Origin of the sequence: Vibrio sp. TH_r3 (assembly GCF_033101115.1) — a bacterium.
In the GTDB taxonomy this organism is placed as follows: domain Bacteria; phylum Pseudomonadota; class Gammaproteobacteria; order Enterobacterales; family Vibrionaceae; genus Vibrio.
On sequence record NZ_JAWMPW010000010.1, the window covers coordinates 1 to 14799 of the forward strand.

Here is a 14799-nt window from a genome sequence, read left to right on the forward strand (position 1 = left end):
GTCAAATATCGACTTCCCTTTATATACTATTGATAATACTTATCAATAAATACTAATTGTGATTTTAAGATAAACCAACCGTAGACTATTTTTTCTCTTCCGTTAGTTGCTCTTCAGAGTCTTCCTCTAAGCTAGATTTCTCTGAAAAAATATCGGCAACCGATTCTTTCTCTAGAGAGCCTTTTAAGTTGCCATCACTGTCCACAACAGGTAATGAATACTCTGAAGATATTGTCTCTGTCAGTACATCTTCAATCGCAGAGTCTGGAGAAATCGTCGGTACATCTTCATAAATATCAGGATTGAATTCGCCGTTATTCACATCGGAAGAAGCAGCAGATTCCAGTTCTTTTTCAGTTATTATGCCTTGGAAGCCATCTTCGGTAATATGATAACCATAGTCATGAACCGATTTTTTCATTTGCGCAAGTGCGCCATCGATGGTTTCTGCTGTGATACGCATTGCAGGACGCTGCATAACGGTTTCAACCGTTAGAGCTCTAGCTCGGTTAACATCTTTAACAAAAGCTTCTACATAATCGTTAGCTGGCTCTAGCAATATCTCATCCGGTGTTCCTTGCTGAACAAGTTCACCATCTTTAAGAATAGCAATTCGGTCACCTAGTCTAAGCGCTTCATCTAAATCATGGGTAATAAAAATAATGGTTTTTTGTAAGGTTTCTTGCAATTCAATAAGCTGATCTTGCATTTCACTCCTGATCAGTGGATCCAGTGCCGAAAACGCTTCATCCATTAATAAAATTTCTGCATCAGTACAAAGTGCACGCGCTAAACCAACACGCTGCTGCTGACCACCTGAAAGCTGAGATGGGTACTGATCATCGTAACCTTTCAAGCCAACGGTATCTATCCATTCTTTCGCCTTTTTAAGTCGTACTGCCTTTTCAATATTTTGTACTTCCAAGCCATAAGCAACATTATCAATAACTTTTCTGTGTGGAAATAGACCAAAACGTTGAAAGACCATCGACATTTTATGACGACGGAACTCTTGAAGCTCATGGACACCAAATTCCATTATATCCGTGCCTTCAACAATAATTTGCCCTTCAGTGGGATCAATTAAACGGTTAAAGTGGCGTATTAATGTCGATTTACCTGAGCCAGATAGCCCCATAATGACGAAAATTTCGCCTTTTTTAATCTCTAAATTAATATCTTTTAGGCCAACGGTATGACCCGTTTTTTTCAAGATTTCATCTTTACTTAAGCCTTCACTAATCATAGGTAGCACAGACTTAGGATTAGAACCAAAAACTTTGTAAAGACCTGAAATCTTAATTACTGACTCAGTCATGTTTCTGGTCTCCTAAATGAGCTTGAGTACGCTTTGCATACGCTTGTGATGCGCGGTCAAATAAAATCGCCAATGCGACGATAGCAAAGCCATTTAATAATCCTAGAGTAAAATATTGGTTCGTTATTGCTTTTAGTACCGGTTGCCCTAGCCCTTTCACACCTATCATTGAGGCGATAACCACCATAGACAAAGCCATCATAATAGTTTGGTTAATACCGGCCATAATAGTTGGCATAGCTAAAGGTAACTGAACACCAGTTAACCTTTGCCGTTGGCTGGCACCAAAGGCTGTAGCCGCTTCTAATACTTCTTTATCAACCAAACGAATACCTAGATTAGTCAATCGAATAACCGGAGGGATAGCGTATATAATGACCGCAATCAAGCCCGGAATTTTACCTATGCCTAACAACATCACCACAGGGATAAGATAAACGAAAGCAGGCATAGTTTGCATAATATCTAACAGCGGAGTAATAACCGCTTGAATTCGATTAGAGCGTGCCATGGCAATACCTATGGGAATACCTATCGCGATAGCTAAAAAGGTACATACGGTAATAATACTCAGCGTGCGCATCGTATCTTCCCACATCCCAAAATAGCCTATAAGTAATAAAGAGCCAAAGCAAGCGACAGCGAGTTTCGTTGAACGACTCGCTAGATAAACAAACCCAGTGCAAATAGCCAAAACTATCCACCAAGGAGTACTTAATAATAACTTCTCAAACCAAATAAGAAACGACAACAATGGGTCAAAAATAGACTCTATTAAATCACCATATTCTCTTGAAAAATCTTTATATGCGCCATCAAGCGTTTTTCTAATTGCTCTCAGACCCGAACGGTCCATTTCTGGAAAACTGTACAACCAGCTACTATCAGCCATTTTTAATTCCTTGAAACGAAAAGAGCAACTCGTAGCAAGTTACTCTTTTCGAAATTTTACAATACTAACTTACAACGCACTCTCAACCATTTCGGCTTTATCTTCAGGTAACCATGCTTTCCAAATTGAAGGATAGTTCTCTAAGAAATAGAACATTGCATCGGAAGCATCCGCTTGCTCTTCTTCCATCCAAGCCAATAACTTGTTCATATCAGCGTTAGTCACTCCACGAGTGTCTAAATAGCTCATTATTTCTTGGTTATCTTTAGAAAATTCTGCAGAAGCCACTGTGTAAACAGGAGAAGCAGGATACGCTGTTACTTTTGGCGATTCACAACCATCAACTGTAGTACAAGCAAAGTATTCGTCTTCATCTACACCTGCACCAAAATCAACTTTAACCATCTCATATTTACCTAAGATCGCCGTTGGTGCCCAATAATAACCTAACCAACCTTCTTCACGCTCATAAGCTTTAGCGATTGATCCAGAAAGACCAGCCGACGACCCTGGATCGATTAATTCAAAATTAGCTTCATCAAGTTTCAGCGCTCTGAACAAGTTAGACGCTGAGATTTGACAACCCCAGCCAGCAGGACAGCCGTAGAAACCACCTACATCTTTATTTTCTGGGTGTTCAAACAAATCAGCGTGTTTTTTTACACCTTCGATAGTGCTCAGCTCAGGGTATTTATCCACCATATATTTTGGAACCCAAAAACCTTCTTCACCACCATTAACTAGCGACTTACCAGCAAGAACAATTCGGCCTTCTTTAACGCCTGCTTCTACCGCATCTTTTACCGCATTTGCCCATAACTCAGGTGCGATATCTGGTTGTCCTTTCTCAATCATAGATGTTGTGGTAGGCATTGTGTCACCAGGAATCAACTCAGCATCACAACCAAAAGCATTTTCTAAGATAAACTTATCTACGTTAGCGAGTAAACTAGCGGAGTTCCAATTCATATCTGCGATCGTTACATCGCCACATTCACTAGCGGATACGCTGGTACTGGCACCGGCAAGTAAAGCCAGTGTCGCAAGTTTCAATTTCATACTCATTCCCTTAAATAACTTCCATAGTTAGATTACAATCATACCGAAATTATACTTCGTGTTCAAATGATTATAGCTATAAGCATTTGAGTACCCTCTAAATACCTATGGATTTAGTTCAATTACATAGGCAAAAGAACGGGGACAAATGCGATTAATATCTAAAAAAAACAATGGAATTAGCAGTATGAAAAGAAAGAAAAATTAAATCGTCTATTACTTGACAAAAATGTTGTTGAATAAACAATTATAGGTCGAAGGATTTAAGTCGAAGGTTGACGTAATGTGACGGTGAATAGAACGTAATGTATCTGTGAACAGAAAGAGTTAAGGGTCGGACTATCAAACCCTTAACTATCTATATTAATGACTATTTCTACCGCATAGCTATATCTACTCACCAATAAGCGGACTATTTGATTGTATGCTAACAATCAAACCAAGCTACACCTCAAAGATTAAGTGAAGTCCACAATCAGAAGGAATTAAGATCTAGAAAAGAAACAAAAATTACTTTTCAGTATTCAACTCAGGGTCGGTAATATCGCCAAGCTCCAGTACAGGTGCCACACTGATTGACTCAGCATTCATCATTCCTGCAATGCGTTGAACTGATGATAGTAATAAGCTTTGCTCCCATTCATCCAAACTTTGCAACTTATTAATAAAGCTTTCTTGCAATGGTAATGGCGCATTACTCAGTAAGAGATTACCTTTTTCGGTAAGGTTAGCGTGAACTTTACGCTTATCAGTGGTACTTCTTACTCGCTCAACGAGGTTATTTCGTTCCAACCTATCTAGTATCGTCGTTGCTGTAGCTGGGCTCATATTCGTATGATTAGACAATTGCCTAATGGTTACTTCGCCTAATTCTCTGATTGAGCGCATAAGTATCAATTGTGGACCAGTAAGGCCAGATTCCTTGCTCAATTTCTTGGAATGCAGATCTATTGCCCTAATAATTTGTCTCAGTGAAACGAGAACTTCCTCATGTTTTTCCAACTCACCACTCCGTAACTATAAAAATGCCAAAAACGGTAGAAAAAATAGACCTTACTTTGATTGAAAGCTGAGCTTCAAAACGTGGTCTATTCATTAATTGCTATCTGTAACCATCTATTGTGACTAATTAATGTAATTATTGCCAACACTATGCTCGGTAATAACAATATTATGACCAACAATAATAATAATAATATGCTCTACAGCAACAATACTATGACCTGTAATAATTAGAAATCAAATAGTTTTTGCTCAGTAACCTTCCTAGTTGAAGGCAACAAAGGACATAGAATCGCCATTCAGTTGTAAATTATCAGCATTTCAGTTCAAAATATAGCCAAGTTATGGCATTTTTTACCAAAGAGAGTAACCTATCGCAAAAAAAGTAGAGAGCAATACAACGAGTACAAATCATTTGGTTTGCTACTTCTGATTTTCTACTAAAATTACTTATGGTTATTTAGAGTTACTTATCGTTATTTAGGTTAACTATAGTTATTTAGGTTAATTACAGTTATTCAACGTTATTTATGCCTCAATGTTAGAAACTAAGAGAGAAAACATGCCGCAAGGATCAAAAAAATACAGTATCCACAGTACCGACTACAGTGTCGGACAGGATAACGTACAGAAATGGGGATTTGATATTCATAATCCCGTATTCGGTATTAGTGCAGGGTTGGTTTTTCTATTTCTGGTCGCTGTTTTAGTCAGTGATGCAGAAACAGCAAAATCAGTTTTGGATGGACTAAAATGGAAAATAATCGGCACATTCGATTGGTTGTTCATTTGGTCAGGCAACATATTTGTTGTGTTCTGCCTAGTATTAATCGCGTCACCATTAGGTAAAATTCGCTTAGGTGGTGACAACGCAACTGCCGATCACTCCTTTGTATCTTGGTTAGCCATGCTGTTTGCTGCTGGTATGGGTATCGGTTTAATGTTCTGGAGTGTTGCTGAACCAGTAGCATACTTTACAGGATGGTATGAAACACCATTAGGCGTTGAAGCCAACACACCAGAGGCCATGAAATTAGCGTTGGGCGCAACCATGTTCCACTGGGGATTACACCCATGGGCAATCTATGCTGTTGTTGCTCTATCTCTTGCCTTCTTTACATACAACAAAGGGCTCCCTTTATCTATGCGTTCCATTTTCTATCCTTTACTTGGGGACAGAACATGGGGTGTTGCCGGGCACGTAGTCGATATTTTGGCCGTTATTGCAACGCTATTTGGTTTAGCGACTTCTCTTGGTCTTGGTGCACAACAAGCGGCCAGTGGTATCCATCATGTATTTGGTATTGAAGCTGGAATTGACTTACAACTTATTATTATTGCTTTTGTCACCTTTCTTGCCATCATCTCAGTGGTTCGAGGAATCGAAGGTGGTGTAAAAGTATTAAGTAACGTTAATATGTTTATTGCACTGATACTGGTTATATTGGTGGCACTTATTGGTTATGCGGTGACTCTTGGAACTATTCCAACAACCTTTATGGCTTATGTTGAAAATATTATTCCATTAAGTAACCCAATTGGCCGGGATGATACAGCTTGGTTCCAAGGTTGGACTGTATTCTATTGGGCATGGTGGATTTCATGGTCACCATTTGTTGGTATGTTTATCGCTCGTGTATCTAAAGGTCGTACAGTAAGAGAGTTTTTAACGGCTGTGTTGCTGGTTCCTACTTTTGTGACAGTCGTATGGATGTCTGTTTTCGGTGGGCTAGCGTTAGATCAAGTGGTGAATAAAGTCGGTGAACTTGGTGCTAAAGGCTTAACTGATGTTCCGTTGGCTATGTTCCAAATGTTCGATGCCTTACCATACGGTGCAATATTATCAGTAGTTGCTATTGTATTGGTATTGGTGTTCTTTATAACGTCTTCCGATTCAGGCTCATTGGTTATCGATAGTATTACTGCTGGCGGTAAAATCGATGCACCAGTACCACAAAGAATATTTTGGGCAACCATTGAAGGCGCAATTGCGGCAGCATTATTATGGATTGGCGGAACAGAAGCCATTCAAGCGCTACAGGCTGGCGCTATCTCCACTGCGTTACCGTTTACAATTATTCTACTATTAATGTGTGTGAGCCTAACTTTGGGTCTTAGAACCGAGAGAAAAAAGGTATAGTGTGTTAGCACATTTAGCCACAACTGATTCATGGCTAATAGCAAGAAGTGAATAAAACATAGACAAAGCCCCCGACTCAATTCGGGGGCTTTTTTATAAGAGCTGCCTTTTAAACAAAGCTCTGACCAATAAGTAACATTGGCTACAGATAACGAACAGAAATGCCTTGGCTATCAAACAAATGTATTTTATTTGCTGGCGCTTTTAAATGGATAGTTTCACCTTTATGTAAGTCGATAATACCGGGTAATTTGACCACAATTGCCTCTTGCTGATTCGCGACTTGAATATGCAACTGAGTTACCTCTCCCAGCGATTCAACAAATAATACCGAACCAGAAATAAAGGCTTGATTTTCTTCAGCCAATTCAAAATCTTCTGGACGGATACCCAGTTGCCCAGACGTACCGACCAAGTTGTTTGGTATGGCAAAGGCATAATCTGCTTCACAATTATTTTCAAAGCGAACTTTACCTGTTTCGCCACCAGCAATAATATCGGTGCTAATAATATTCATTGAAGGCGAACCAATAAATTTAGCAACAAATACATTAGCAGGGTTAGTATAAAGCTCTAACGGAGTCCCTACTTGCTCTATTTTTCCCGCAGACAACACGACAATTCTATCCGCCAATGTCATGGCTTCAACCTGATCATGCGTGACATAGATCATGGTTGTTTTTTCCATTTTTTCTTTTAAATTCGCAATTTCAATCCGCGTTTGTACCCGTAATGCCGCATCAAGGTTGGATAATGGTTCATCAAATAAAAATACTTTCGGGTTACGTACAATCGCTCGGCCAATCGCAACACGCTGCCTTTGACCACCGGAAAGTGCTTTGGGGAGCCTACCTAAGTATTCTGTCAACTGAAGCATTTCTGCCGCAGCCATCACTCGTTCATGGATATTGTCTTTAGACTCTTTGGCAATGCGCATCGCAAATGCCATATTGTCGTACACTGTCATATGCGGATATAGTGCATAAGTTTGAAATACCATTGCAATACCGCGCATTGCAGCAGGCATATCATTCACTCGAGCCCCTTCTATTTCTAAGTCACCAGCAGTGATATCTTCTAAGCCCGCGATCATACGCAATAAGGTTGATTTCCCACAGCCTGATGGGCCGACAAAAACAATAAATTCACCAATATCAATGTCTAAATCAATACCATGAAGAACTTCAGTGTCGCCATAGGCTTTTTTAATGTTCGTTAATTTTAAACCATTCATTAAATTCTTCTCTTAAATCAATTATTTCACTGAGCCAGCTAAAAGGCCACGGACTAAATATCGTTGCAGACTAAAAAATACGGCCAAAGGCACGGCAATAGAAACAAAAGCCGACGCGGTTAATATTTCCCAGTTCCCCCCTCGAGAACCAAGCAGTTCTCTTAATCGTCCGGTTAATACCAATTCATGTTCGCCGTTACCCAAAAATACCGTCGCGACTAATAGGTCATTCCACACCCATAAAAACTGGAATATGGCAAAGGATGCGAGAGCAGGAAAAGACAGCGGCAATACAATCCGGACAAAAATTTCAAAATCGGTCGCACCATCGACACGCGCTGATTCAATAATTTCTTTGGGTAAATTAGAAATATAATTGCGTAACAAATAGATTGCTAACGGCAAACCAAAACCAGTATGAGCCAGCCAAATGCCTAAATACGTTTTGGCTCCGACACCAAAAAATGCGCCAATATCGTTATATAGCCTCAATAAAGGAATCAATGACATTTGCAGTGGCACAACTAACAAACCTACCACCAATGCAATCAATAATGGACGGCCAGGCATACGCATCCAAGAAAGTGCATAAGCGGCGTACGCGGCAATTAAAATAGGGATCACTGTGGCTGGAATAGTCACGGTTAACGAGTTAATAAATGATTGGCCGATACCCTCTGCCGTTAACACTTCACGATAATTGTCCAAACTGAATTTAGGCGGAATTTTAGCCGTATAGAAAACCCGTTTCCCTCGCGAACCAGTAAATGGCTTAGGTGACGTCATAATATAGTCACCATCAGAACCAACGCTTAACGTTCCGCCATTACGCATTTCAGCGACAGTTCCAGCAACATATGCCGTTGGGGCTTTAGACGTCCACCCAAACATGATGACATCAACCTCTTCATCTTGTTCGGCAAGTGAGCCTTTTAATACATAAACGCCATCTTGTTGCACTTGAGTGTCAGGATCATCAGTACGACCAATTAGATTCTGTTCCGATACCGATAGCGCCGTCCACCAACCGGAAATCGCCAGTTGATCTTTATCTCTAAAAGAAGAAATTAATAGCCCAGCAGTGGGTAATGTCCACAAAACAACCACGACAAAGACAGCAAAGTGTACCAATAGCGTTAACGGAGAGCGTCTTAATTGACTTATGCTAAGTTTGGCTCCAGACATCTAACGTCCCTCCATTTGAGCATTTGCTTGGCGAATGTTCCAAACCATAACCGGGATAACCGCCACCATAATAACAACCGCAATCGCGGCGCCGCGACCAAAATCGCCACCGCCTCTGAACATCCAGTCAAACATCATATTAGCCAGTACTTGCGTATTCCATTGCCCATTAGTCATCGCCAGAACAATATCGAAGACTTTCAAAACGGTAATAGTAATAGTGGTCCAAACCACCGCTATAGTTCCCCAAATTTGTGGGATCAGTATTTTAAAGAAGATTTGGATACCATTCGCACCATCAAGTACCGCTGCTTCTACCGTTTCTTCAGGGATACCACGCAATGCGGCAGACAAGATCACCATAGCAAACCCGGTTTGGATCCAAATTAGGATAACCATTAAAAAGAAGTTGTTCCAAAAAGGAATGGTTATCCACGCTTCTGGCGTACCACCAAAATATTCAACAAGAGCATTCAAAATACCAATTTGCTCAGACCCTTCTGCACGAAAATCGTACACAAATTTCCAAATAATTGATGCGCCAATAAAAGAGATAGCCATTGGCATAAACACCAAACTTTTCGCAATATTTCCCCAACTGACTTTATCGGTCATAGCCGCAATAACAAGACCAAAAAAAGTCGAGGCAGCCGGAACCACAAGCAGCCATAATAAATTGTTGAACAAAGATTCGATAAACTCTTTGTCATTGATCAACCATACATAATTGCTAAGCCCAACAAACTCTTCTCCTGTTCTATCACTTAGAGACAGCATCAAAGAATCAAAGACGGGATAAACCAAATACAGTCCTAAAAAACTTAATGCTGGACCAAGAAATAACCAAGGACGGATAGCAGCAGCTCGACGAATGTTTTTCGCCATTTGAGCATTTGATACACCGCGAGAGGGAAAAATTAAGCCCAATAGCATGTTGCTGCCAAAGAAATAGAACACGCAACCAGCCACACCAAGCGCCATAATAAAAAGAGAGGAATATAATTGCTCCATAGCAACCCCACGAAAAATACACTTTGTAAAAAGATTTATAACCAACTGATAAATTATTAACTTAGGCAAACTTATTGATCTTCTATAACCTGTTGATCTTCTATAACTTGGTGCTCTGCCATAGATTATTGATCGGAAAACAGGTTAATCATCTGCGGTAAATTAATAGCCAATAAAACTAATAAAAAAAACAACGACATAAAGGCCAATATATTCATACTGGCCTTTATACTGCTATAAGTTACTTAATCGCATCCCACGTGCTTTGAATTTCATCGGCTACTTGTTTAGAAGACTTACCACCACTATAGTCAACCATTCCAGTCCAGAAAGATCCTGCACCAATTTTACCTGGCATCAAATCGGAACCGTCAAAGCGGAACGTAGTTGCACCAAGTAGAATCTGGCCTTGTTTTTTAAGAGCTGAATTCGCATAAGCGTCCAAGTTTGCGCCCTTAAATGGTGTTAAGAATCCAGATTGAGCCATCCATATTTCATGTGCAATCGGTAAACGTAAAAATTTCATAAATTCACGGGTTGCTTTCGAATCTTTGGTAATACTCCACATCGTACCTGCACCAAGCACTGGTTTTCCGAGCTCTTTACCTTCGTAAGCAGGGAAATAGAAGAAATCGGCATCTGCGCCCAACTCTGTTCCTTCTGGGAAAAAGCTAGGAATAAACGAGGCTTGACGATGCATGTAACATTTGGCTGGCGAGCTAAACAAGCCTTTCGGGCTATCACGGAAATCGGTTGCAGCGACAGCACGAGAGCCACCATCTACAAATTCATCTTGTAGGAACCAACCAAATTCATCGATAGCACCGACCACTTTTGGATCATTAAATTTAAGGTCATTTGTTATCCATGCATCATAATCTTCTGGTGATTGAGTTCGTAACATCAAATCTTCAACCCAATCGGTAGCAGGCCAACCTGTGGCGGCTCCACTTCCTAAACCAATACACCAAGGTGTGTCGCCATCTTGTGCAATTTGTTGCGTTAAGGCTTTCAACTCTTCCATTGATTCGGGAACTTCATAGCCAGCGTCTTCGAAGTTTTCTGGTATATACCAAACTAGTGATTTCAAATCAACTTTATAAAAGAAACCAAACAAATGTTGTTGATCTTGTTTATCTGCAAACGTACCCAAATCAACCCAAGAGTTCCCAGCTGCATAGTTGTCTTTTATCCATGGCCCCCAACTTTCATCTAAAGGTGTTAAGAAGCCTTTTGAGGCCAAATCAGCAGCCAAACCCGGTTGAGGAAAAATGGCGATATTTGGAGCACTACCCGCTTGCACATCAATAGCAATTTGTTGTTCAAAAGAGTCAGAACCTGCGTACTGAACGTCAGCTCCTGTTGCAGCTTCAAAGTAGGCAATCACACTTTCAACCAGTTCTTTATCTGGACCTAACCATGGACCACGTAAGGTAATAACTTCACCTTTAAGGTCAATATTTTTTAGGGCGTCATAGCTAGACCAATCAAATCGGCTATCTTCTCCCGGTGAATATTTAAGATCAGCAGCCACTGCGGACGAGGATAATATGGCCAAAGCCACAGCGCTCGTGAGTAGAGTAGTTTTCATCGATTCAAACTCCGTGTTTTAGTTACGTTTGTTTAATTAATTTTATTTCATTCAATTACAGTTGTTCACGTTTAATTATTATTTGTTCAAAATCACATCAAGACTTAATCGGTTAAGTCTTGATTAATACAGTAGACCTCATTAGCAAATTCAACCAACTTCTCATCCAAATATGCTATATAGATCGAATATTTTGGCTTTATTTTCGATATTTAGTGAGCAAGTTCAAAAGAACAACTTATAGCAACTTATCGCTATTTATTAATTTTACTTAATCGTTCTAGAATCTGTTATGTCGTTCATTAGGTACGGCAAAGTTTTCATCACAACGCCTTGTTTATAACAAAACGACTGGCGAAAATAATGCCTACGATAACTAAAAGGTAAGGTATGCAAAATAACACGATTAAAAAGCCAACCCTTAAAACGGTTGCTGAAAAACTAGGCGTGTCTACCGCAACCGTTTCTAATGCCTTTAATCGCCCCGATCAATTGTCTTCTGCTCTTCGAGACAAAATTTTATTCCAGTGCAATGAACTTGGGTACACCGGGCCAAGTTTAACCGCCAGAAGTTTACGAACCGGTAAAACTGGCGTTATTGGCGTGTTGCTAGCCGACAACCTTGTATTTAATTTCACCGATCCTGTTGCAACTCAATTTCTCGCAGGGATAGCACAAACGTTAGATACACAGCATGCCAATATGCTGTTACTTCCATCTAAGGCAGAAAACTATCAAAACACCCAAGTTGAAACGATACCTGATTGCTTTATTGTTTATGGAAAACCAGTTGATAAGAGCATAATTGAACGACTCGAACGTCAAGGTAAGCCGTTAATCGCTGTAGATTTTACTTTACAAAATGCCCCTTCAATTGGAATAAATAACCGTTCTGCGGCCTATGAAATAGCAGCGCATACCTTACATAAAAGCCAACATAAAGCACTTATTTTAGGGTTGAGACTCGAACCCTCTTCCTCTCTAACACTCGCCAATTTTGATAACCTTTACAGTGAAAAAGAATCTATCTCAAGATGTCGATTAGAGGGTTATAAAAAGGCCTTATCTGAAGTTGGTCATCAATTAACCACTAAAGATGTCTGGCAAATACACGACTTAAATTCTGAAGCATTAAATACTCTATTACGAGGGGCTTTAACTACATCAGATCCTGTTGATGTACTTTTATGTATGAGCGATAGAATTGCTCTTTCTGCGTTGCAAGTCGCCAAAGAATTGAATATCTCGGTCCCTAATCAGTTAAAAATAGTGGGATTTGATGGCATTCCAGATTCCGAAATCAACGGCCTAACAACTATCGCACAACCCCTAGTCGAAAAAGGCAGAGTCGCTGCTCAAATGGCGCTTAATTTAGTGCCTTATGAATCCGTTCAACTGCCGTATCACTTAGTTAAGCGTAATACCAGTTAAAAAAAGATATGGATAAGACCTATTTATAGCCATTCATTTATTAAAAATATTTGTTAAAGGAGAACACTCATGAGTTCCACACAATTAGCTAAGCGCTGGTGGCATGATGCCGTGGTTTATCAAATCTACCCCCGTAGCTTCAATGACTCGAATGGCGATGGTATAGGTGACATTCCCGGCATTATCGAAAAGCTTGATTATATTAGCGAACTTGGTGCGAATGTTATTTGGCTCAGTCCGGTTTATGCTTCTCCGATGGATGATAATGGCTATGATATTTCTGATTATATGGCGATTGCTCCAGAATTTGGCAGTATGCAAGATATGGATGATCTAATTGCACAGGCAAAACAACGAAATATAAAAATTGTAATGGATTTAGTGGCCAACCATACGTCAGACGAGCATCCATGGTTTATTGAATCGAAAAGCAGTAAAAACAACCCTAAACGAGATTGGTATATTTGGAAAGATCCAAAAGCAGATGGCAGTGAACCGAATAATTGGGAATCCTTCTTTACACCGAAAGCTTGGACGTTAAATGAAAACACAGGACAATACTATTGCCACCTGTTTAGTAAAAAACAACCAGACTTAAATTGGGCCAATCCTGAAGTAAGAAATGCGATTTACGATATGATGCATTTTTGGCTTAAAAAAGGACTAGGCGGATTCAGAATGGACGTGATCAATATGATTGGCAAACCTTCCGACTATCCAGATGCGACCATTTTTGATTCTGGAGTCGCGGGTTGGGAACACTGGTCAAATAACCTTCTTGTTCATCAATATCTAAGAGAAATGCACCAAAAAGTGCTCTCTCATTATGACGTACTCACAGTTGGAGAAACACCTTTTACCACAACTCTAGATGGACGTTACTATTCGCATCCTGATCGACATGAAGTGAGCATGATTTTCCATTTCGAACACATGGCTATCGATCGTGAAGAGCACAACGCCGTACGTAAACCTTTCGATTTAATAGAATTTAAATCCATTATGTCGAAGTGGCAAGATGACCTTTATCAAAAGGGTTGGAACAGTTTATATTGGAGTAATCACGATCAACCTCGAGCCGTGTCTCGCTATGGCGATCCATCTGAACAATATCGAGTGATTAGTGCAAAAATGTTAGCAACGGTTCTACATATGATGAGTGGAACACCCTATATTTATCAAGGTGAAGAGCTTGGTATGACCAACAAGCATTTTGCGGATATTGATGAATACGACGATCTTATGGCGAAATTTCATTATCAGAAAATGATCAATAAAGGCGTCAGTAAACAAGATGCACTAGACTTCCTCAATCATTTTTCACGTGATCATGCCAGAGTCCCAGTACAATGGAGTAATGAAAAAAATGCCGGTTTTACAACAGGAACCCCCTGGCTTGCGATTAATCCTAATTACACTTACATCAATGCTAAGCAAGCTATCAGCGATAAAGATTCAATTTATGCTCACTACCAAAAGCTGATTGCACTGCGCAAAGGAAGTGAATTTGGCGATGTGGTTGTTTACGGTAAGCATGAACTATTAGATAAAGATGATGCCAGTGTTTACGCATACCTTCGCTATTATGACGGTAAAACACTGTTAATCTTAGCAAATTTCACAGCCGAAACACAAAAACGTCATTACGATTTTAGTCTTAAAAAAATTCTACTTAATAACTATGATCTGGTCGACGACAGTGAAAATCACACTTCTATGCTGACCTCATCATTGCAAGAAATGGTGTTGCAGCCGTTTCAAGCTTACGTTTTAAATGTAGAATAGCGACCAATTCACCCTGTAGATAACCTGTGTTATCCACAAAGCCATTAGAGTTGCATTGAGACGACAAGCGCACGGATCCCCATGAGTATAGGAACACTATACGACTGGGGTGAAATGAACGTAGTCAACAAAGATGCAACGTCAAGGATAA

11 protein-coding genes are annotated in these 14799 nt (G+C 39.9%); 3 read left to right on the forward strand and 8 right to left on the reverse strand.

The window, feature by feature from the left end:
- Window positions 1–85: 85 nt before the first annotated feature.
- From R3X26_RS10370 to R3X26_RS10385, 4 genes are all read right to left on the reverse strand, one after another.
- Window positions 86–1318: a glycine betaine/L-proline ABC transporter ATP-binding protein gene (locus R3X26_RS10370; protein ID WP_317717237.1), complete on the reverse strand. Its 1233-nt coding sequence runs from the start codon at window positions 1316–1318 to the stop codon at window positions 86–88.
- Complete coding sequence (locus R3X26_RS10375; protein WP_317717238.1) at window positions 1311–2210, reverse strand: proline/glycine betaine ABC transporter permease; 900 nt, start codon at window positions 2208–2210, stop codon at window positions 1311–1313. Before R3X26_RS10375 ends, R3X26_RS10370 begins: the two co-directional genes overlap by 8 nt.
- A 69-nt stretch (window positions 2211–2279) precedes the next feature.
- Window positions 2280–3269, reverse strand: coding sequence for an ABC transporter substrate-binding protein (locus tag R3X26_RS10380; RefSeq protein WP_317717239.1), 990 nt, complete (start codon window positions 3267–3269; stop codon window positions 2280–2282).
- 510 nt (window positions 3270–3779) lie between these two features.
- Window positions 3780–4271 (reverse strand): MarR family winged helix-turn-helix transcriptional regulator, encoded by a 492-nt coding sequence (locus R3X26_RS10385; protein WP_317717240.1) that lies wholly within the window; start codon window positions 4269–4271, stop codon window positions 3780–3782.
- 562 nt (window positions 4272–4833) lie between these two features.
- On the opposite strand from R3X26_RS10385, the gene R3X26_RS10390 reads away from it, so the two are divergent.
- Complete coding sequence (locus tag R3X26_RS10390; protein ID WP_317717241.1) at window positions 4834–6411, forward strand: BCCT family transporter; 1578 nt, start codon at window positions 4834–4836, stop codon at window positions 6409–6411.
- Between the two features lie 142 nt (window positions 6412–6553).
- On the opposite strand, the gene R3X26_RS10395 is transcribed toward R3X26_RS10390, so the two are convergent.
- The 4 genes from R3X26_RS10395 to R3X26_RS10410 all read right to left on the reverse strand — a co-directional run bounded on the left by R3X26_RS10395 (window position 6554) and on the right by R3X26_RS10410 (window position 11432).
- Window positions 6554–7645 carry a sn-glycerol-3-phosphate ABC transporter ATP-binding protein UgpC gene (locus R3X26_RS10395; protein WP_317717242.1) on the reverse strand — a complete coding sequence of 364 codons (1092 nt, stop codon included), beginning with the start codon at window positions 7643–7645 and terminating at the stop codon, window positions 6554–6556.
- A gap of 21 nt (window positions 7646–7666) precedes the next feature.
- The gene (locus R3X26_RS10400) at window positions 7667–8830 is read right to left on the reverse strand and encodes a carbohydrate ABC transporter permease (protein ID WP_317717243.1); all 1164 of its coding nucleotides are present in this window, start codon (window positions 8828–8830) and stop codon (window positions 7667–7669) included.
- Complete coding sequence (locus tag R3X26_RS10405) at window positions 8831–9841, reverse strand: sugar ABC transporter permease (RefSeq protein WP_317717244.1); 1011 nt, start codon at window positions 9839–9841, stop codon at window positions 8831–8833.
- 241 nt (window positions 9842–10082) lie between these two features.
- Window positions 10083–11432, reverse strand: a complete 1350-nt coding sequence (locus R3X26_RS10410) for an ABC transporter substrate-binding protein (RefSeq protein WP_317717245.1) — start codon at window positions 11430–11432, stop codon at window positions 10083–10085.
- Between the two features lie 390 nt (window positions 11433–11822).
- On the opposite strand from R3X26_RS10410, the gene R3X26_RS10415 reads away from it, so the two are divergent.
- Both R3X26_RS10415 and R3X26_RS10420 read left to right on the forward strand, forming a co-directional pair.
- Window positions 11823–12863, forward strand: a complete 1041-nt coding sequence (locus tag R3X26_RS10415) for a LacI family DNA-binding transcriptional regulator (RefSeq protein ID WP_317717246.1) — start codon at window positions 11823–11825, stop codon at window positions 12861–12863.
- A gap of 69 nt (window positions 12864–12932) precedes the next feature.
- Window positions 12933–14648, forward strand: coding sequence for an alpha-glucosidase (locus tag R3X26_RS10420; protein WP_317717247.1), 1716 nt, complete (start codon window positions 12933–12935; stop codon window positions 14646–14648).
- Window positions 14649–14799: the final 151 nt, after the last annotated feature.